Raw genomic sequence first — 20677 nt, forward strand, 5'->3', positions numbered from 1 at the left:
GTATTTTAGTGCACCCTTACCATGGAGCGTGAAAGAACCATACCCTTAACGGAAGCGGAAGAGCAATTTGTAGTGGCGATCGGCGCATCCGCGGGTGGCCTCGAAGCAATTCATGAATTCTTCGACCACATGCCGCCCGACAGCAACTGTTCTTTCGTCATTATCCAGCATCTTTCGCCCGATTATAAAAGCCTGCTCGTTGAGCTCGTTTCCAAGCACACCAAGATGCGGGTGCTTGAAGCCCAGCACAACGGCGTGCTGGAGCCGAACTGCGTTTACGTCATCCCGAACAACAAAATCCTGCAACTGCGGGGCATGCGCCTGCAGCTGACCGAAAAGCATTTCGATAATTCGATCAATACCGCCATCGATATCTTCCTGAAGTCGCTGGCCGAAGACCGCGGCGCCCGTGCAATTGCGGTCATTCTTTCCGGCACCGGCACCGACGGCACGCGCGGCATCGAGGCAATCCAGCAGGCCGGCGGTATGATCATCGTGCAGGAGCCCGGCAGCGCCAAGTTCGACGGCATGCCCAACAGTGCCATCGCCGCCGGCTATGCCGATTTCGTGCTGAGCCCGGCACAGATGCCCGACGAGATCGTGTCGTATTCGAAGGAAAAGACGGACCGCCGCCAATACGCCGACCGGCCCGACGAGAACAGCCTTCCCGAAGTGCTGCGCCTCATTGAGAAAAGCTGCGGCTACGATTTTCACAATTACAAGTCGCCCACCATCATCCGCCGCATCATCCGCCGGATGAATCACCTGGGTAAAAAGAAATTCGCCGACTACCTGGAACAGCTTCGCGGCGATTCCGAAGAATGTAAATCACTCGGTAAGGAATTCCTGATCGGTGTTACCAAGTTCTTCCGCGACCGCGCTGCCTTCGAGATCTTTGCCAACGAGGTACTGCCGGAAATGATCCGGTCGAAGATCGACGGCGACGTGCTGAAGGTGTGGGTGACGGCCTGCAGCACCGGCCAGGAAGCCTACTCGCTCGCGATCCTCATCAGCGAGCACCTGCGCCGCATCGAAAAGAGCATCGAGGTGAAGATCTTTGCCACCGACATCGATATCGATGCAATCGAGTTCGCGTCGCGCGGCTCTTACCCGGCCTCACTGCTGGCCGACGTGGAAGACGAAATCGTTGCCCGTTACTTTCAAAAGCAGGGAAGCCATTACATCGTTTCATCGGCGCTGCGCAAGCAGATCGTTTTCGCCCGCCACAACATATTGAAGGATCCGCCCTTCATCAAGAATGACCTGGTCACCTGCCGCAATATGCTGATCTATATGAACAGCATCCTGCAGCGCCGGGTGTTCTCCACCCTCCAGTATGCCCTCAACAACGGCGGTGTTCTTTTCCTCGGCCCGAGCGAGATCCCGTCTTCCATCAGCAGCACGCTGCAGGAGATCAACGGGAAGTGGCGCATCTACCGGAAGATCGGCAACGAAAAACACCAGCAGCACGTGTATGAGCCCGCGCAGTCCATCCGCGCCAGCCGCACCGGGCAGGTGGTGAAGGAAAATACGACGGCCCGCGAGCTGGCCGAGGATTTCCGAAACGTGCTCACCGACGAGTACCGGTATGCGGCGATTTATGTTGACCGCAATTACGAGATCAAGGAAGCGCTGGGCGATTTTCGCCACTACCTGTCGCTCCCGCAAAAGATCGTCAACCTCAACCTGCTGAAAATGGTGGGTCAGGACCTTGCCGTTGCACTCAATTCGGGTCTTCGGAAGGCGCTTAAGGAGAACGTGAAGGTAGCCCTCCAGGTGCGTCCGCGCGCCGGTAGCGAGGAGCGGCCGGTACAACTGATCATCAAGCCGCCGAAGCAGCCGGACGGCCTCATCCTGGTGGTGCTGGGCGAAGGGCATGAGCAGGTGCAGTTCCGCGGACAGACCGAACTGACAGCGCAGCCCGATTCCGACACGGCGGCTTATATCGCCGAGATCGAAGAGGAGCTGAAAGAAACCCGTGTCAACCTCCAGATGGCGGTGGAAAGCCTTGAAACGACCAACGAGGAGCTGCAGTCTTCCAATGAGGAACTGCTTTCCGCGAACGAAGAGCTCCAGTCTTCCAATGAAGAACTGCAGTCGCTCAACGAAGAGCTCCATACATTGAATACAGAGCACCAGCTGCGCATCAAGGAACTGCTCGAACTCAACGATGACCTCAATAACTATTTCCGCAGCACCGATATCGGCCAGGTGTTCGTTGACCGCAATGGCCGCATCCGCAAGTTCAACCCGGCGGCGGTGCAGCTGATCAACCTGATCGAATCGGATATCGGCCGTCCCATTGACCACATTTCCACCAACGTGCGCGATGAGAACCTGATGGAAGACGTCCGCCGCGTGCTTACCCAGCAGGTGCAGATCGAAAAAGAAGTGTCCACATTTGCCGGGCGTTCGGTGCTGATGCGGATCCTGCCGTATATCCGCCTGGACCATGTTGTAGATGGTGTGGTGATCACGTTCTTTGACATAACGACCACGCGCGAGCTCAATCATATCATCAAAGGCGTGTTTAATGCCTCGCTGAGCGCCGTCTTTGCACTGCGTTCGGTGCGCGACCTCGAAGACCGCATCGTCGACTTTACCGTCAACGCGGCCAACCACGCCGCCGACGAGTTGCTCGGTCTTCGCAACTTCGAATACGTAAATGAGTCGCTGCGCGCGCACTTCCCTAAAGTAATGAACGTCGGCCTTTTCGACCAGATGATCGTTGTGGTGGAAGAGGAAAAGCAGCTGCACAAGGAGCTGATGCTGACCGACAACAACGTGGAAACCTGGTACGAGGTGGTCGGCATCAAGATGCTCGACGGCCTTGTGCTGACGCTGACCGATATAACCGAGAAGAAGCTGGCCGAGGAAAAGCTGCGCCGCAGCTACCAGGAGCTGATGCGGACAAAGGAAAACCTCAAGACGCTCAATGCCAGCCTGGAAGAAAAAGTGCTCCAGCGTACGGCTGAATTGTCGGCTTCCGAAGAGCGCTTCCGCCTCATTGCGGCCAACACCAACGATATGGTGTGGGACTGGAACCTTGCCCTCAACGAAATGTGGTGGAGCGAGTCTTTCCTGCGCCTCGTAGGCCTGCCGGAAGATGCGCCGGTGCTTACCCCCAAAGAGTGGCTGGCCCACGTGCATCCCGACGACCGGGCCCGCGTGGAATCGAGCATTCACCAGGCGGTTAATGGGGGGGAATCCTGGACCGCACGTTTCCGGCTTTGCAAGGCTGATGGCAGCGAAGCCATCATCTCCGGAAAGGGTGTGCTGGTGGTGGATGAATACGGCGTGCCGTACCGGATGGTAGGCGCACTGGTAGATATATCGTATGCCGAGCGGACGGAAGGCCTGTTGCAGGAGCAGAACCAGGAGCTGCAGCGTCTTTACGATGAGTTCCGCTTTGTGACCGACTTCATGCCGCAGATGGTATGGTCGTCGCGCGCGGATGGCTTCCATGATTTCTTCAACAAGCAGATGTACGATTATACCGGCCTTGGCTACGACCAGCTCAAGGGCGAGGACGGCTGGGGCTCCGTGGTGCACCCCGAAGACCAGGCGCGTGCGCGCCAGGCCTGGCTGCAATCGCTGGCTACCGGCAGCGTGTACGAGGTGGAATACCGCTTCCGCCGCCACGATGGTGTTTACCGTTGGTTCCTTGGCCGCGCGCTGCCCCTGCGCAACGAGCGCGACGAAGTGGTGAAGTGGTTCGGTACCTGCACCGACATTCACGATGCCAAACTGCAGGCCGACGTGCTGGAGCAGAAAGTGCGCGAGCGTACCGCGGAGCTAACCCGCTCCAACAGCGAGCTCGAAGCCTCCAACTCCGAGCTGCTCCAGTTTGCTTCGGTGGCTTCCCACGACCTTAAGGAGCCCCTGCGCAAGATCCACATCTTCTCGAATATCATCCGCGACCGCTACCTCGACATGGCGCAGGATGGCGCGCGCGACTATATCGACCGCATCATCAACTCCTCGGCCCGGATGACCAAGCTGATCAACGACCTGCTGGCTTATTCGCGGCTTTCGGTAAATCACTTCTTCGAGCACGTGGACCTCAACGCGGTGCTGCAGGAGGTGCTGAGCGACCTGGAGCTCTTCATCGAGGAGCGCCATGCGCGGGTGGAGGCCGACCAGCTGCCCGAACTCGAAGCTGTGCCCGGGCAGTTGCGCCAGGTGCTGCAGAATATCATCTCCAACGCACTCAAGTTTACGCGCCCCGGCGTGGCCCCGCTTATACAGATTCGCTGCACCTACCAGGACCGACTGGCACTGGATGCGCCGGCAGTGTCCGAAGGGCCGTATTGCCGTATCTCCATCACCGACAATGGTATCGGTTTTGACGACCAGTACGCCGCCAAGATCTTCACCATCTTCCAGCGCCTGCATTCGCGCGAGAAATACGACGGCACCGGCATCGGCCTGGCCATCACCAAGAAGATCCTCGACCGCCACAACGGTCTCGTGACGGCCCACAGCAAGGAAAACGAAGGGAGCACCTTCATCCTCATCCTGCCGCTGAAGCAGGAGCGCCGCGAGCAAACCGGCGGGGGAGATGGGTGATCGGGAATCGTGAATCGTCAATCGGGAATCCGCAGTAAAAGCCAAAGGCGTCGCGATAGCGACGCCTTTGGCGTCATTGCGAGCGAAGCGAAGCAAACTCCTCATTTACGCAGGGTGTTCGAAACCAATGCATTTGCGAAGTGAAGCTCTTACTGCCCACGGCCATTCTCAAGGTCTGGGAGGTTGCTTCGCTTCGCTCGCAATGACAGCTTCGCTGTCTGCTTCGCCTGACAACACAGGCGCGCCAGCCATTCCCGATTCCCGATTGCCGATTCCCGCCCCCGACCCGTGGCCCAGATTTTATAGCTATTCCGTTACGATTGCTTGCCCACGGAGAAACCTTTATGTACCTCGTACAAGAAGGCCGGAAGGCATTGACGGATTCGGCACTTTTGTGCAACACCCGACACCACACACTTCATGGAAAAGAAAATTGCCAAACTCCTGGTCGCCAACCGCGGCGAGATTGCCATCCGTGTGCTCCGCGCCTGCTCCGAGCTGGAGATCCGCACCGTGGCCATCTACACCTTTGAAGACCGCTATTCGCTGCACCGCTATAAGGCAGACGAAGCCTACCAGGTGGGCCGCGACGACGACCCGCTGAAGCCCTACCTCGATATCGAAGCGATACTGGCCATTGCCCGCGATTGCGGCGCCGAAGCCATCCACCCGGGCTACGGCTTCCTGTCGGAGAACTACCACTTTGCGCAGCGCTGCCGCGAGGAAGGCATCGTCTTCATCGGCCCCGACCCCGAGGTGATGCAGCAGCTCGGCGATAAGGTTCTTGCTAAAAATATCGCCCGCAAATGCGGCGTGCCCATGATCGAGAGCAGCCAGGTGCCGCTGGATTCACTGGAGGCGGCGCAGGCCGAGGCGGCCCGCATCGGCTTCCCGCTGATGCTCAAAGCGGCTGCCGGCGGCGGCGGACGCGGCATGCGCGTCATCCGCAGCGGGGAGGAGCTGGAAAAGAGCTTCCCCGAAGCCCGCCGCGAGGCAAAGAATGCCTTCGGCGACGATACCGTATTTTTTGAAAAATTCATCGAGCAGCCCAAACACATCGAGGTGCAGGTGGTGGCCGACCGGCACGGCAACGTGATGCACCTCTACGAGCGCGACTGCAGCCTGCAGCGCCGTTTCCAGAAGATCGTGGAGGTGGCGCCGGCATTCGACCTGCCGCAGCAGTCGCGGCAAAAGCTGTATGACTACGCCGTGCAGCTATGCCGTGAAGTAGGCTACAATAACGTCGGCACCGTAGAGTTCCTGGTGGACACGGATGGCGAAGTTTATTTCATTGAAGTGAACCCGCGCATCCAGGTGGAGCACACCGTAACCGAGATGGTGACCGGCTTCGACATTGTAAAGACGCAGATTCGCATTGCCGAAGGGTACCCGCTTCATGGCGAGGTGATCGGCTTCCCGGCGCAGGACGCAGTGCCGCTCAACGGTTACGCTATCCAGTGCCGCATCACCACGGAAGACCCCGAGAACGACTTTATGCCCGACTACGGCACCGTGCTGGCCTACCGCTCGGCCGAAGGCTTCGGCATCCGCCTCGACGAAGGATCGGTATACAACGGCGTCAAGATCTCGCCCTTCTTCGACTCGCTGCTGGTAAAGGTCACCGCGCACTCCTCCACCGTGCGCGACGCCGTACAGAAGCTGCGGCGCGCACTCAACGAGTTCCGCATCCGCGGGGTAAAAACCAATATCCGGTTCCTCCTCAACATCATCACGCACCCCGAATTCATCGCGGGCCGGTCTACGGTCAACTTCCTGCAGCAGCACCCCGAGGTGTTTACCTACCGCACCGCCCAGGACCGCGGCACCCGAATCCTGCGTTACCTCGCCGACATCTCGGTAAACGGTCATCCCGACGTAAAGCATCCCGACAAGCGCAAGGTTTTTGAAAAACCCATTGACCTGCCCTTCGACAAGGAGCGCGGCTTTGCCGACGGTACGAAACAATTGCTGCAGCGCCTCGGTCCGGAGGGACTTGCCCAGTGGCTGCTCCAGGAAAAGCCGATCCATTATACCGACACCACCTACCGCGACGCGCACCAAAGCCTGCTGGCCACACGGGTGCGTACCACGGATATGCTCAAGGCCGCATCGTCGTTTGCGCAGCACTTCCCGCAAACCTTCTCCATGGAAGTGTGGGGCGGCGCCACCTTCGACGTGTGCATGCGCTTCCTCTATGAAGATCCCTGGGAGCGCCTGCGGCTGCTGCGCGCGGCCATTCCCAACATCCTGTTGCAGATGCTGCTGCGCGGCGCCAACGCGGTCGGGTATAAAGCCTACCCCGACAACCTCGTGGAGGAGTTTGTGGTGAAAAGCTGGGAGACCGGTATCGACGTGTTCCGCATCTTCGACTCGCTCAACTGGATGCCGAATATGGAGAAAAGCATCGGGGCGGTGCGGATGAAAACCGGGGCCGTGGCCGAAGTGGCGATGTGCTATACGGGCGATATCCAGGACCCGTCGCGAACCAAGTATACACTCCAGTACTACAAGCAGTTTGCCCGCGACATCGAGAACGCCGGCGCTCATATTCTTGCCGTCAAAGACATGAGCGGCCTGCTGAAACCGATGGCCGCCTACGAGCTTGTGAGTGAACTGAAGCAGACCGTGAAGATCCCGATCCACCTGCACACCCACGATACTTCGTCGCTGCAGGCTGCTACCTATCTCAAGGCCATCGAGGCCGGGGTAGATGTGGTGGACGGCGCCATCGGCGCGCTGTCGGGACTCACCTCGCAGCCCAACCTCAATGCGCTGGTGGAAATGATGCGCTTCCAGGAGCGGGAGCTTCCCTACGACATCGAAACACTGAACAAGCATTCCACCTATTGGGAGGCGGTGCGCGAATATTATTATCCTTTCGAAAGCGGGCTCAAGGCTTCCAGTGCCGAGGTTTTCTACCACGAGATTCCCGGCGGCCAGTATTCCAACCTGAAACCGCAGGCGCAATCACTTGGCCTCGGCGATCATATGGAAGACATTAAAAAGGCCTACCGGGAGGTGAACGAATTGTTCGGCGATATCGTCAAGGTAACGCCTTCCTCGAAGGTAGTGGGCGATATGGCGCTCTTCATGGTGTCGAACAACCTGCGGAAGGAAGACATTCTCGAGCGCGGCCACACCCTTTCTTTTCCCGAGTCGGTGGTGTCGCTCTTCCGCGGCGACATCGGGCAGCCCGTGGGCGGCTTCGACCCGACGCTCCAGAAGATCATACTTCGCGACATCGTTCCGTATACCGAGCGTCCGAACGAGCACCTCGAGCCGGTGGACTTTGAGGCGACCTTCGCGGACTTCAAAAAGCTTTTCGGCGAAGCGGTGACAGAAAAAGACCTGCTGTCGTGGTTGCTGTACCCGAAGGTGTTTGAGGAATACTGGCAGAAGCGCCAGGCCTACGGCGAGCTGTGGCCCCTGCCTACCCCGAACTTCTTCTACGGGCTGCGCAACGACGAGGAGGTGCTCATCAACATCGACCGCGGCAAGAGCATCCTGGTGCGCCTGCTTACCTGCAGCGAGCCGGATGCCGAGGGCAAGCGCAAGGTGTTCCTGCGCCTCAACGGGCAAACCCGCATCATGGAAGTGCAGGACGCCTCGATCAAAACGGTGGTGGTAGAAAACGAAAAAGCGCAAAAGAACAACCCCGGCCATATTGCCGCTCCGCTACAGGGCAAGCTCTCGCAATTCCTCATCAAGGAAGGGCAGGAGGTAAAGCTGAACCAGCCCCTCTTCGTGATCGAAGCAATGAAAATGGAAACCACCATTACGGCCACCCGCACCGGGAAGGTGGGCCGCCTTGTGCTTCCTGCGGGAAAGATGGTGAAGGCGGATGACCTCGTACTTACCCTGGAGTAGTGTGCTGGTTTGCTAGTGTGCTAAAGATGAAACCCTGCCCCTGGCAGGGTTTCATCTTTTCCGGTATCTCGAATGATTCAGCACATGAGCACACTATCCCATGAGCACACTGTTTTTGTGGCACAGATTTGTGTTGTATAAGGAGGACGACCGACTGAAAACACACACCCATGAAATGGCTTTTTGCCCTGGCCTTACTGTTATCCGGCAGCGCTACCCTTGGTGGTGGTGAGCTGCCCTCCTCCGACGAAACGAACGAGCAGCGGCTCTTTATCATCACCCTTGACGGATACCGGTGGCAGGAACTCTTTGGCGGCGCCGACGAGACGATCATCCGGGATCCGAAATACACTGCCGATACCGCTTTTACCCGCGCCCTCTATTGGGATGCCGACCCGCAACGCCGGCGCGAACGCCTGATGCCCTTTTTCTGGAACGTGATCGCAAAGCAGGGACAGCTGCACGGCAACCGCCGCCTCGGCAACTTCGTCAACACCAGCAACCTGTATGGCATTTCCTATCCAGGGTATAACGAGATCTTCACCGGTTCCCCCGACCTGTTCATTTCCACCAACGAGAAAGTGCGCAACCAGAACCGCAACGTGCTGGAGCAGCTCGCCGCAGATCCCGCGCTCAACGGCCGGGTGGCGGCTTTTGCTTCCTGGGATGTGATGCCTTATATCCTCAATCGCGACCGCAGCGGCTTTTACCTCAACGCCGGCGCCGAGAGCGTTCAGGATGAAGGTATCGGCGAGGGACAGAAGCAGCTCAACCGCCTGCTGGAGCATCCTGAAAACGCTGAGCGTGCCACGCGTGACGACCGGATTACTTTTTTGTCGGCGCTCGACTATGTACGCCGTCATAAACCGCGCGTGTTTTACCTCGGGTTCAGCGGCACCGACGATGCGGGTCATGAAAAAAGCTACGACCGCTACCTACGCAGCGCCAACGAGGCCGACCGCATGATCGGGGAGCTGTGGGCTTACCTGCAGTCGGACCCCGAATACCGCGGGCGCACTACGCTGCTTATCACCACCGACCATGGCCGCGGCGACAACCCGCGTAACTGGTCGGGGCATGGCTTCTTCGTGGGAGGCTCCTCGCAGACCTGGATGGCCTTGCTGGGCAACGCGGTGCAACCGATGGGCGAATGCGCCGACCAGCGGCAGCTCTACCAGAAACAGGTGGCGGCAACAATAGCCGTGCTCATGGGCAAGCGCAGCACCAAGGGTGCGGGCCTTCCGCTGACCTTCTTCCGCGGCACCGAGCCCTCCGCTTGGATCACGGCCCGGTAGTAGCGCGGCTGTCGTTGATTAACGTTTCAAAGAGGGCGGGCCTGCGGCTCTCTTTTCCACAACGGCACGACGACACGAAGGCACAATGTTTTTCCTTTATTTCACCGTCGACAGGTTGCGGCTAATATATCCTACAAACGACGAATAAGTACGTTTTCCCCGTCGTGTCTTTGCGCCGTCATGCCTTGGTGAACAAGGCCGCTTGCGGCCGGGCTTAACAGGTCGGTTTCTCATCTTCTAACACTTCCGGGGGCGCTAAGTGTATCACCTTGTCGGCCCGTTAAAAGCGGCGCCGGGCGTGGATTGTGGCATGTTTTTTCTTCCTCCGTATTCAAACAAAAACCTTCGTCATGGGGATGCAGATCGTGGTGGATTACAATCAGCAGGCGGTGACCTACGACGTGACCGCGCAGGAGAAAGATGTATACCGCCTTTGCCTCAACGGGTACACGCAGCAGGGGCCTGAATATATCCCGAGCAAGATCCATATCCGTCGTAAAGGAAAAGTGTGGATAAGTGACCTGGAGAATTACCGGGAGCTGGTAGGTGCTTTGCTGGTAGAGTTAGTGCGGTTCTCCACCTGACGGCAACACAGTCGCGTATCAACCTCTAAAAGATCGGACATGAAAAAGTTTGCACTAGCGGTACACGGCGGTGCGGGCCCGGATTCGGACCACATCCGCAAGAATATGGACGGCTATAAGAAAGGCATCGATGACGCGCTGAACGCCGGTTACAAGGTTTTGGAAAAGGGCGGCTCGGCCCTCGACGCAGTGGAGGCAGCGGTGAATTCGCTTGAAGACAACCCGCTCTTTAACGCAGGCCGTGGGGCTGCTATCAATGACGCCGGCGAAGTACAAATGTGTTCTTCTATCTGCGATGGCAAAAAACTCAAAATGGGATCGGTGGCTCTGGTCAGGAATGTGCGCAACCCTGTATCGCTGGCGCGCGAGGTGATGGAAAAGACAAAGCATATTTCGCTCGGCGCTTTCGGTGCACTGGAGTTTGCCAAAGAGATCAAGGCGCCCATGGAGCCCGACGCCTATTTCATTACGGAACACCAGTTTGATGTGTACCTCGAGGAGCGTGAGAAAAAACGCCACAAGGGCATCGATGCGGCGATGCCGCAGGTGGAGCGACGGGCGCACGGCACCGTAGGGGCAGTAGCGCTCGACACGCATGGCAATCTCGCCGTCGCTACCTCCACCGGCGGCACCGAGTTTGAAAAAGCCGGCCGCATCGGCGACTCTTCCATGGCGGGTATCGGCTCTTACGCCGACAACCGCTTTTTCGCTGTGTCCACGACCGGTGAAGGCGAAAGCCTCATCCGTCACGTTACTTCCTTTCACGTGGCCGCCCTCATGGAATACAAAGAATTCTCCCTTCAGGAGGCTTGTGATTACCTGATCGACGAGCGCTGTAAAGACGAAAAAGGAGATATGGGCATCCTTTCCATCGACACCAACGGCGAGGTGGTGTTCAAGTTCAACTCCGATCGCATGCACCGGGGCTGTAAAGGCAGTGATGGATCGATAATGGTGGGAATTTATTAGTAGCGGTGTAGTTCGGCTGCCCGCAACCTTGCTCAGGTTTTTGCTTCCTGTCACATAAAAAAACAAATGCCCGGAACCAAGCGGTTCCGGGCATTTGCATTCTGAGATATGAGATCCCAGATCTCTTTTATCCCGCCATCGCGGTTACCTGCTTATGCGCCAGCTCCTTGAGCCGCGCGATCACCTGCTGCACGTTCTCTACCAGTATTACCACAAGGTCGCCGGGCTGCGCCTTACCCAGTGCGTAGCCAACCGCCTCGAGCTCGTCGGGGCAGTACGCCACTTTCATGTACGGGTTGGCATTCATAATGCCGCTGCGCAGCAGTGAGGCGATCTCAAACTCGGTGCGGCCGCGGAGATCAACATCACAGCGGATCACGATCTCGTCGAAGATGCGGGCCGACTCTGCACCCATGGCGATGATGTCTTCGTTGCGGCGGTCACCGACGCCGGTGATGACACCGAGCCTGCGCTCCGCGCGCGCCGCACGCACGTATTCGCCGAGTGCCCTGAGGCCATGAGCATTGTGCGCATAGTCTACCAGCACCGTCACCTCGCCTACATTGAAGTGGTTCATGCGGCCCGGCGTGTCTTCGGTGGAATTCCGGAAGCGGCGCAGCACGCAACGGATGGCCGGCATGCTGATGCCCGATACATAGGCCGCCAGCGTTGCTCCGAGCACGTTGGCAATATTGAAGCGTGCCGCGCCGCCGAAGGCGATCGGTACGTTCTCCACCGCTTCGATGGGAATGAGCTGGTTGCCCTTTCGGATCATGATATAGCCTTCATCGTAGGTGGCTGCAAGCCCGCCGGCTTCGCAGTGCCGCTGCACGCGGATATTATCGGCGTGCAGCGAGAAGAGTACCACCTCACCCTGCACAAAGTTGCGCATCGCGTATACGCGGTCGTCGTCGGCATTGAGGATCACATGGCCGCCAGGACGCACCGACGCGGCTACCACGCCCTTCACGCGGGCCAGGGCTTCGAGGTCGTAGATGCCGCCGAGCCCGAGGTGGTCTTCGGCAATATTGGTAATGACCGCCACATCGCTGCTGTCGAAGCCGAGACCGGAGCGAAGGATGCCGCCGCGTGCGCATTCGAGCACCGCGAATTCAACCGAGGTGTCTTTCAGCACAGCCTGCGCGGAGGCAGGCCCGGAGCAGTCGCCTTTATAAATAAGATCGCCATTGAGGTAGATACCATCGGTGGTGGTGAGGCCGGTGTTGAACCCACCCTGCCGCGCCATCTGTGCAATGAGACGCGTGGTGGTGGTTTTGCCGTTGGTGCCCGTTACAGCCACCACCGGGATGCGACCGGTGCCGCCTTCCGGGAAGAGCATGTCGAGCACCGGCGCTGCCACGTTGCGCGGCTCGCCAAAGGTCGGGTCCAGGTGCATCCGGAAGCCGGGCGCGGCGTTTACCTCGATAATCGCGCCGCCGTTGGTCATGATGGGCGTGGAAAGATCGGGCGCCATGATGTCGATGCCGCAGATGTCAAGACTGATGATGCGGGCAACGCGTTCGAACAACCGGATATTCTGCGGGTGCACGCGGCCCGTTATGTCTTCGGCGGTACCGCCGGTGCTCAGGTTGGCGGTCGACTTGAGATGTACTTCCTCGCCTTCCTTAGGCACGGTGTCGAGTGTGTAGCCTTTGCGCGCAAGGAGCTCGAGGGAGGCGCCGTCGATGCAGATTTTTGTAAGCACGTTGGCGTGGCCATTGCCGCGGCGCGGGTCGCGGTTCACTTCTTCCACCAGCTGCGCGATGGTATGCAGGCCGTCGCCGAAGACTGCAGCCGGAGTGCGGCGCGCGGCCGCCACGAAGCGGTTGTTGATGACGAGTGCGCGGAAATCTGAGCCGTAGATATACCGCTCAATCAATACCCGGTTGGAATAGAGCAAAGCTTTAGCAAAAGCTTCACGGGCGGCGGCTTCCGTGCGGATATTCACGGTAGCGCCCTTGCCCTGGTGACCGTCGAGCGGTTTCACCACAATGGGGAAACCCAGCTCGGCGATGGCCTCGGGGAGGTTTTCCACATGCCTCAATACGGTCCCATTCGGAACGGGTATGAAAGCATCGCTGAGTAACTGCTTGGTGGCCTGCTTGTCGCCGGCCTTATCGATGGCAATGCCGCTGGTTCGCCCCGTAATGGTGGCTTCAATGCGCTGCTGGCGCGCGCCGTACCCAAGCTGTACATAGGCGCCGTCGTCGAGGCGGATTATGGGAATGCGGCGTCGGCGGGCCTCCAGCACCAGGGAGGCTGTGCTGGGTCCGAAGGCGACATCCTCGCGAAGCACGCGCAGCTCGTCGATGACGGGGCCGAGGTCATAGGGCTGGCCGGTGAGCAGGGCTTCCAGCAAGGCTACAGCCGTGGTTCCCGCCAGCCGGCCGCAGGGCTCCTCGCAGTACATAAAGGCGGCCTGGTACTCACCCGGCTTACCGCCGGTAGCCAGCACGTCGCTAAAGAAAGCGGTCATCCCCGCCTGCTGCTGAAGCTCAAGGGCGGCGCTCACGATGAGCTCGCAGAGCACCTGTCCGGGCGGGAGTGAAAGAAGCCCATCGCCACGGCCGGGGGTAAAGGTGCGGCGGCTGATGCCGGGAAGCACCTCTTTAAGCGCGGCGGCCAGTTGGGGAATATGGGCTGATTGGGTTTCGAGCAGGGGCTGCAGGTCCAGGTGCAGCACGATCAGTTGGTGGTGCTGCATCGACCAGAAATTCGGTCCGCGCAGCACATTCATACTTTTAAGTAGCATGCAATCCTCCGTGGTTTTGTACCAACAGATGAGAAATTTTTATGCCATATGCGGTGGCACCGGTTGAGTTAAAAGCATGATCCAGAAAGGAATGTCGTCCTGCCTGTTAATAAGGATCGTGTTTTGCGGCACAGGTTTTATAACCCCTGTGTGCATGAAGTACCCCAAAGGATTTCTGGTATCGATCGGGGGCGCCGAAGACAAAGGCGACCGTTCGGAATTGGACGAACGCTATGAACTGGATTTTTTTAAATACGGTATCCTGGAGAATGTCCGTGCGCTGATGCGCAAAGAAAAGCCGCACGTTGAAGTGATCACCACTGCCTCCGGCATTCCCGACGATTATTTCCGCGAATATGAGAAAGCCTTCCGGAGCCTCGGTTTCGGTGAGGTGGGCCACCTGCGCATCCGCGACCGCAATGATGCCTGCGATCCCGCATTTCTTGAACGCCTCCGGCGCTGCGATGGCGTGATGATCTCCGGCGGCGACCAGTCGCGCCTCTGTGCCGTGCTGGGCGGCACACCCGTGTTCGACATCATCCGTGAGCGTTACCTCAACGAAGATTTCGTGGTTGCCGGTACTTCGGCCGGCGCCGCCTCGATGAGCAATACCATGATCAGCGGCGGCGACCCCGCGCGGGCCTATTTCAAGGGCGAGGTGCAACTGAGTATGGGCTTCGGCTTTATGAACGACGTCATTATCGATACGCACTTCGACAAGCGTGGTCGCTTCGGCCGTCTTGTGCAGGCCATCGCCACGCAGCCCGGAGCCATCGGCATCGGCCTTGGCGAAGACACCGGTATCATCGTGCAAGGCGGCACCCGCTGCCGCGCCATCGGGTCCTCGTCGGTGGTGGTGGTGGACGGGCACGACGTCTATTACAACAACATCACCGAAGTACGGAAAAGCGCGCCCGTGTCGGTTGGCGGCCTCCGCGTGCACATCATGACCCACGCCGATGAGTTCGATATCGAAACGCGGAGGTTCAGCGGGAATAAGTTCGAAGAACACATTTAGGGATCTCAGACGTCAGATCTCAGATCTGACGTCTGAGATCCTGTCTAAGTGGCACGCTTTTTTGGGCTTTTATATTAAACAATCACCTATGTCAGATAATAAAAATATGCGCGATGGGCGCGACCGAAGCCGTGTATCGGCGAGCGAGAAATACGAGGTGCAGCACATAGCCGAGAAGTTCAATGTGTCGGCAGAGGAAGTGCGCCGCATCATCAAAGAGGTGGGCAACAGCCGCGAGAAGATCGAAGAACGTCTTCGCGGCGGTGGCAACAGACGATAGGCTACTTTTGAATTGAGGAATAGGGCCGCCCTTTTGGGTGGCCTTTTGTTTTGTGGCCGGGATGGAGAGAAAGAACGCAGATTCTTTATGATCTGTTATGATGTGCGCTGATATCGGTACCAACATCCGCGTAAATCATAAACAATCTGCGTATTCCACTTCAGTGGAATCAGCGTGCTTTCTCTCGTGCGCTTTGCGCATGGACCGCATTAATCTTCGCACATAGCTCATTCCGGTCGAAGGGCTTCACCACCGAATCGGTAAACCCGATGGCGGTGAGATCCTGCTCCTTGCTTACGAAGGCATCGGCGGTGATGGCGAAGATGGTTCCATTGTAGGCGAGCTCTTCACGCAGGCGGCGGGTGGCTTCGTAACCATCCATTACCGGCATCTGCAGATCCATAAAAATGATATCGTAGTTGCAGGCCCGGGCTTTTTCTAGCGCAAGGGCGCCATCCGCGGCATGGTCGGCCTCCACGCCCCACAGCTGCAGGTATTTGCGCAGCACCACCCAATTGAGCTGGTTGTCCTCCACCACCAGCACCCTGAGGTCGGAGAAGCGGGCACTGTCTTCCGGAGCGCACACCCGCTTTGCTTCGGTGGCGCGTAGCGGCTTTTTGAAAATGAGGGTGAACGAAAAGCAGGAGCCCTCGCCCGGTGCCGATTGCAGGAAGATCTCCGATCCCTGCAGCTCGAGAAGTTTCTTGCTGATGGCGAGACCGAGGCCAGTGCCGCCAAACTGCCGGTTGATGCCCGCATGTGCCTGGCCGAATTCTTCAAACACCTTTTCCAGTTTGTCTTCGGCGATGCCGATGCCGGTATCCTTCACCGCAAAGTCAATCCCGTACCCGTCTTTGCTGCCGTTCTTAAAAGCTACACGAAGTTGCACGCTGCCTTCGTTGGTAAACTTGACGGCATTGCCCACCAGATTGTGCAGCACCTGTGTCAGCCGCGCCGGGTCGCCGTTGACCCATTCAGGCACCGAGGCTTCCACATTTACTTCCAGCAGCAGCCCCTTGTTGCGCGCGTTGACGGCATGGCCACGGCCGATCTCCTGCACCAGTTGCGGCAGGTTGAAGTCGATGCTTTCAAAGGTGAGGTTGGCGCCGGTGATCTTGTTGTAATCAAGAATATCGTTGACCACGTTGAGCAGGTGGTCGCCGGCAAAGCGGAGCGAGTTGAGGTATTCGAGCTGGTCGGGGCGCGGGTTTTCGGTCAGAAGCAGGTTGGTCATCCCGATGATGCCGTTGAGCGGCGTCCGGATCTCGTGGCTCATGGTAGAGAGAAACTGCTTCTGCGTTTTCGATGCGATCTCGGCAAGCTGCTTTTGCTGGAGCTGCTCGCGGGCGATGCGTTTGAGCTGCGCGTTCTTCTTGCGGAACTCGAGCAGGAGGGAGGCCTGCCGGGCAAGCTTCAGCAGCGCCTCCTGCTGCACTTCGGAGAGCTGCCGTGGCCGGTCGTCGATGACGCACACGGTACCGAGCTTATAGCCATTCTGTGATACGATGGGCGCGCCGGCATAAAAGCGGATATGCGGGTCGGTAAGTACAGAAGGAAGATCAAAGAAGCGCTCGTCTTCAAGTGTATTCTCCACCACGAAGATGCCGTCCTGCAAAATGGCGTGGGCGCAGATGGCCTCGTCGCGCGGCGTTTCGGGAGCGGTAAGCCCCACACGCGCCTTGAACCATTGCCGACCGCGATCCACAAGCGTCACCGTCGACATGGGAGTGCCGCAGATCATGCTGGCCAGTTCCACCAGCTCGTCGAAGTCGCGCTCGGCGGTGGTGTCGAGGATGTTGAAGGAATAAAGATCTTCAAGACGTTGCTGCTCGTTTTCAGGGAGGGCGGCGGGGATCATGCGGCGGAGTTTCGGATGTAAATATATTTTAATCCGAGGACAACCGTCTTAAGGGTTCTGAGGTTCTGGGGTTCTGAGTTTAGGGTGGTACCTTTTGAAAATAGGAGCTGTGCTTACAACCGCTCGCCGTGCTGGCTCTGGTCGAGACCAATACGTTCTTCATCATCCGATACGCGGAGCGGCTTGATGGCATCGGTGATCTTCAGCAGCAGCAGCGTTCCTCCGAACGCAAACACCGATACACCCACGAGCGCGCCGAGCTGCACCAGGAAGAGGCGCGTTTCGCCAAAGAAAAGCCCGTTGCTGCTTACCATGCTGTTTACGCTCTTGTGCGCGAACACACCGGTGAGCAGCATGCCCGTGATGCCGCCCATGCCGTGGCAGGGAAATACGTCGAGCGTATCGTCGATATTGGTGCGGCTGCGCAGGATGACCATGATGTTGGAAACAACAGCGCTGCCCAGCCCGATGAGGATGGAATGCGGTATGGTGACAAAGCCCGCCGCCGGCGTGATGGCAACGAGGCCCACCACCGCGCCGATGCAGGTGCCCATGGCCGACATCTTCTTGCCCCGCGCCGCGTCGAACACGATCCACCCGAAGGCGGCGGCTGCCGAGGCCGTGGTGGTGGTGGCCAGGGCAATGGCGGCCGTGCCGTTGGCAGCAAAGGCCGAGCCCGCATTGAAGCCAAACCACCCGAACCAGAGCAGGCCGGTGCCGAGCAGCACGTAGGTGATGCGCGCGGGGTTGTGTACCGGTTCGGCGCGTTTCTTCATATAAAGCGCGCTGGCAAGCGCGGCCCAGCCGGCGCTCATATGCACCACGGTGCCGCCGGCGAAGTCGAGCACACCGAGCTGGGCAAGCAGGCCCCCGGGATGCCAGGTGGCGTGGGCGAGCGGGCAGTATATGAACAGGGAGAAAAGCACGATGAAAAGGAGGTAGGAGCTGAAGCGGATGCGCTCCGCAAAAGCACCGGTGATAAGCGCCGGCGTAACGATGGCGAATTTGAGCTGGAAAATGACGAAAAGCACCAGCGGGATGGTCGGTGCCAGCCGGAAGGGAGCGCCGTCGAATACGTGGCGCAACATAAAGAAAGTGCGCGGGTCGCCGACTACGCCGCCGACCGAGTCGCCGAAGGAAAGCGAGAAGCCTACCATCACCCAGAGCATCGTGATCACAACCATGCAGATAAAGCTTTGGAGCATGGTGGAGAGCACGTTTTTCTTGTTTACCATCCCACCATAAAAGAAGGCGAGGCCGGGCGTCATGATCAGCACGAGGGCGGTTGCGGTGAGCATCCAGGCCGTGTCGGCCGCGTTGATGCCGGTGCTGGCGCTGCCCGCGGGAAGGGCGGGCACCAGCAGGCAGAGCGCCGGCACTGCTGCCAATACCAATACGGGCAGGAGGGACAGCCGGCGACGCGAAGGGCGGCCGTTGGCGGCGGGAGCTGCCGCGGGCGGGGCGATAACGATCGTTTCGTTTTGCATCGCTGTTAAAGTTATTTAAATTAGTACCCGGGTGACGCCCCGCGTAGCCCGCTTCACCGAACGATTGCAGGCTTTTTTATCATCCTGAATGACGGCACCGTACGGCCCCGGCCTTTCCCGTGCTGCAATTCGGCGTAATTTTGCTACGATGCCCAACCGATCGAGTGACGACCTGTTCAACCTGATTCATTCGCTGCAAAAGGCGGAGAAAAGGAACTTCAAGCTGTATATCACGCGGAACTCCTCCAACGAGGACCTCAAGATCGTGCACCTTTTCGACGCGCTCGATAAGATGAAGGATTACGACGAAGCGCAGCTCCTGAAGCGTGTGCCTTCGATCAAAAAGCAGCAGCTGTCCAACAGCAAGGCGCACCTGTACCGCCAGCTCCTGGCATCCCTGCGCCTGCTGAGCAACGATGAGAACATCGACATCCAGCTGCACGAGCAGCTCGATTATGCCCGCATCCTGTACAATAAAGGTCTTTACCTGCAAAGCCTCCGCATCCTGGAGCGTCTTAAGGAAACGGCAAAGTCCTATAACCAGGATTCTTTCCTGATCCAGATCATTTCACTCGAAAAGAAGATCGAGGTGCTGCACATCACCCGCTCCATGGAAGGCCGCGCGGAGCAACTGACGCAGGAAGCGCAGGAGATCAATGAAAAGCGGCGCATCATCACGCACCTGTCCAACCTGTCGCTGCAGCTTTACAGCTGGTATATCCAGAACGGTCATGCCCGCAACGAGCAGGATGAAGCGGATGTGAAGGAGTTCTTCCGCAACCGCATCAACCGCGCCCTGCGGGTAGCCGCCAAGCACCTTGTGCCGGGTCTGGAAACGACGCTTCCCGAAGGCACTACGGCCGCCGAGCTCGCCAAGATGGGCGTGAATACGGGCGAGCTGGCGAAGATGGGCTTTTACGAAGCGCTCTACCTCTACCAGAGCTATATGTGGTTTGCCTTTATCCGGCAGGACTTTATCCAGTACTACCGCTACGTGCAGAAATGGGTGGATCTCTTTCACCAGAACCCGCAGATGATCCAGGTGGAGACGGGGCATTATATCAAGGGGCTGCACAACCTGTGCAATGCCCACTTCGACCTGCGCAACTTCAGCGGGTTCCAGGAGACCCTCGACCGCTTCGAGGCCTTTGCCGCTTCCGACATCGTGCAGAAGAACCACAACAACCGGGTGCAGGTCTTTATCTACCTTACCACGGCGCGCATCAACCAGCATTTCATGGAAGGCACCTTCCGCGAGGGGCTGGCGCTGGTGCCCTATGTGGAGCAGATGCTGGAAGAATACAACGGCTTTATCGACCGCCACCGCGTGCTGGTATTTTACTATAAGATCGCGTCCCTGTACTTCGGTTCGGGCGATTATGAGAAGGCCATCGACTACGTGCACAAGATCATTCACTGGAAGGTAGACCTGCGCAACGACCTGCAGTGCTATGCCCGCCTGCTGCACCTGCTGGCACACTACGAGCTGGGCAACTACGACCTGATGGAATACTTGGTGCGCTCGGTGTACCGCTATATGGCCAAGATGCAGAACCTGACCGTGATCGAGGAGCAGATGTTCGCCTTCCTGCGCCAGCATTTTCATCATTCGCCGCGCAAGGTGCACGAGGCCTTCCGCACCCTGCTGGAGCAGATGAAGCGCTATGAGAAAAGCCGCTTCGAAACACGCGCCTTTGCTTACCTCGACATCATCTCCTGGCTCGAAGCCAAGGTGCACCAGAAATCGATGGCGCAGGTGATCCACGAGAAGTTTCTTAAAAACAAGCGAACGACGGCGACGGGCCGTAAGGTGGTGGTGTAACCTCACCCCAGACCTCACCCCCGGCCCCTCTCCGGGATAGTTATTTCTATTTCGAACAGTCTTTTGTTTGGCCTGGATAATAAACTGGATAATATCCGCTCTTTGCTTTGGAGCTCAATCAGCGTAAAGGTTCAAATAGTAATGAATGTTGAACTGAGGCACCCCTCTCCGTCCCG

11 protein-coding genes are annotated in these 20677 nt (G+C 58.3%); 8 read left to right on the top strand and 3 right to left on the bottom strand.

Features of this window, described 5'->3' with window-relative positions; all coding sequences use genetic code 11:
* Positions 1–21: 21 nt before the first annotated feature.
* The 5 genes from EPD60_RS15985 (at position 22) to EPD60_RS16005 (ending at position 11284) form a co-directional block, all read left to right on the top strand.
* Complete coding sequence (locus tag EPD60_RS15985) at positions 22–4569, top strand: chemotaxis protein CheB (RefSeq protein WP_131450530.1); 4548 nt, start codon at positions 22–24, stop codon at positions 4567–4569.
* A gap of 420 nt (positions 4570–4989) precedes the next feature.
* Positions 4990–8436 carry a pyruvate carboxylase gene (locus EPD60_RS15990; protein ID WP_131450531.1) on the top strand — a complete coding sequence of 1149 codons (3447 nt, stop codon included), beginning with the start codon at positions 4990–4992 and terminating at the stop codon, positions 8434–8436.
* Between the two features lie 170 nt (positions 8437–8606).
* Positions 8607–9731 carry an alkaline phosphatase family protein gene (locus EPD60_RS15995; protein ID WP_131450532.1) on the top strand — a complete coding sequence of 375 codons (1125 nt, stop codon included), beginning with the start codon at positions 8607–8609 and terminating at the stop codon, positions 9729–9731.
* A 350-nt stretch (positions 9732–10081) separates the two neighbouring features.
* Complete coding sequence (locus EPD60_RS16000; RefSeq protein ID WP_131450533.1) at positions 10082–10315, top strand: hypothetical protein; 234 nt, start codon at positions 10082–10084, stop codon at positions 10313–10315.
* A 39-nt stretch (positions 10316–10354) separates the two neighbouring features.
* Complete coding sequence (locus EPD60_RS16005; RefSeq protein WP_131450534.1) at positions 10355–11284, top strand: isoaspartyl peptidase/L-asparaginase family protein; 930 nt, start codon at positions 10355–10357, stop codon at positions 11282–11284.
* Positions 11285–11411: 127 nt separating this feature from the next.
* On the opposite strand, the gene cphA is transcribed toward EPD60_RS16005, so the two are convergent.
* Entirely contained in the window at positions 11412–14036 is a 2625-nt protein-coding gene (gene cphA / locus EPD60_RS16010) for a cyanophycin synthetase (protein ID WP_131450535.1), read from the bottom strand.
* A 154-nt stretch (positions 14037–14190) separates the two neighbouring features.
* Between cphA and EPD60_RS16015 the strand changes: the two genes are divergently transcribed.
* Together EPD60_RS16015 and EPD60_RS16020 are read left to right on the top strand one after the other, a co-directional pair.
* Positions 14191–15054 carry a cyanophycinase gene (locus EPD60_RS16015; RefSeq protein ID WP_165871585.1) on the top strand — a complete coding sequence of 288 codons (864 nt, stop codon included), beginning with the start codon at positions 14191–14193 and terminating at the stop codon, positions 15052–15054.
* 88 nt (positions 15055–15142) lie between these two features.
* Positions 15143–15334 carry a DUF3606 domain-containing protein gene (locus EPD60_RS16020; RefSeq protein ID WP_131450537.1) on the top strand — a complete coding sequence of 64 codons (192 nt, stop codon included), beginning with the start codon at positions 15143–15145 and terminating at the stop codon, positions 15332–15334.
* Between the two features lie 169 nt (positions 15335–15503).
* Here the strand turns inward: EPD60_RS16020 and EPD60_RS16025 are convergent, their stop codons facing one another.
* Together EPD60_RS16025 and EPD60_RS16030 are read right to left on the bottom strand one after the other, a co-directional pair.
* Positions 15504–17192 (bottom strand): GAF domain-containing hybrid sensor histidine kinase/response regulator, encoded by a 1689-nt coding sequence (locus EPD60_RS16025; RefSeq protein ID WP_131450538.1) that lies wholly within the window; start codon positions 17190–17192, stop codon positions 15504–15506.
* A gap of 113 nt (positions 17193–17305) precedes the next feature.
* Positions 17306–18679, bottom strand: coding sequence for an ammonium transporter (locus EPD60_RS16030; protein WP_131450539.1), 1374 nt, complete (start codon positions 18677–18679; stop codon positions 17306–17308).
* 148 nt (positions 18680–18827) lie between these two features.
* Between EPD60_RS16030 and EPD60_RS16035 the strand changes: the two genes are divergently transcribed.
* Positions 18828–20501 (top strand): hypothetical protein, encoded by a 1674-nt coding sequence (locus EPD60_RS16035; protein ID WP_131450540.1) that lies wholly within the window; start codon positions 18828–18830, stop codon positions 20499–20501.
* Positions 20502–20677: the final 176 nt, after the last annotated feature.

Origin of the sequence: Flaviaestuariibacter flavus (assembly GCF_004337505.1) — a bacterium.
Lineage (GTDB): Bacteria > Bacteroidota > Bacteroidia > Chitinophagales > Chitinophagaceae > Flavisolibacter > Flavisolibacter flavus.

Coding starts and splice junctions, on each gene's coding strand:
- EPD60_RS15985 (WP_131450530.1), top strand. CDS start 22: ATGGAGCGTGAAAGAACCATACCCTTAACGGAAGCGGAAGAGCAATTT.
- EPD60_RS16005 (WP_131450534.1), top strand. CDS start 10,355: ATGAAAAAGTTTGCACTAGCGGTACACGGCGGTGCGGGCCCGGATTCG.
- EPD60_RS16015 (WP_165871585.1), top strand. CDS start 14,191: ATGAAGTACCCCAAAGGATTTCTGGTATCGATCGGGGGCGCCGAAGAC.
- EPD60_RS15990 (WP_131450531.1), top strand. CDS start 4,990: ATGGAAAAGAAAATTGCCAAACTCCTGGTCGCCAACCGCGGCGAGATT.
- EPD60_RS16000 (WP_131450533.1), top strand. CDS start 10,082: ATGGGGATGCAGATCGTGGTGGATTACAATCAGCAGGCGGTGACCTAC.
- cphA (WP_131450535.1), bottom strand. CDS start 14,036: ATGCTACTTAAAAGTATGAATGTGCTGCGCGGACCGAATTTCTGGTCG.
- EPD60_RS16020 (WP_131450537.1), top strand. CDS start 15,143: ATGTCAGATAATAAAAATATGCGCGATGGGCGCGACCGAAGCCGTGTA.
- EPD60_RS16025 (WP_131450538.1), bottom strand. CDS start 17,192: ATGATCCCCGCCGCCCTCCCTGAAAACGAGCAGCAACGTCTTGAAGAT.
- EPD60_RS15995 (WP_131450532.1), top strand. CDS start 8,607: ATGAAATGGCTTTTTGCCCTGGCCTTACTGTTATCCGGCAGCGCTACC.
- EPD60_RS16035 (WP_131450540.1), top strand. CDS start 18,828: ATGCCCAACCGATCGAGTGACGACCTGTTCAACCTGATTCATTCGCTG.
- EPD60_RS16030 (WP_131450539.1), bottom strand. CDS start 18,679: ATGCAAAACGAAACGATCGTTATCGCCCCGCCCGCGGCAGCTCCCGCC.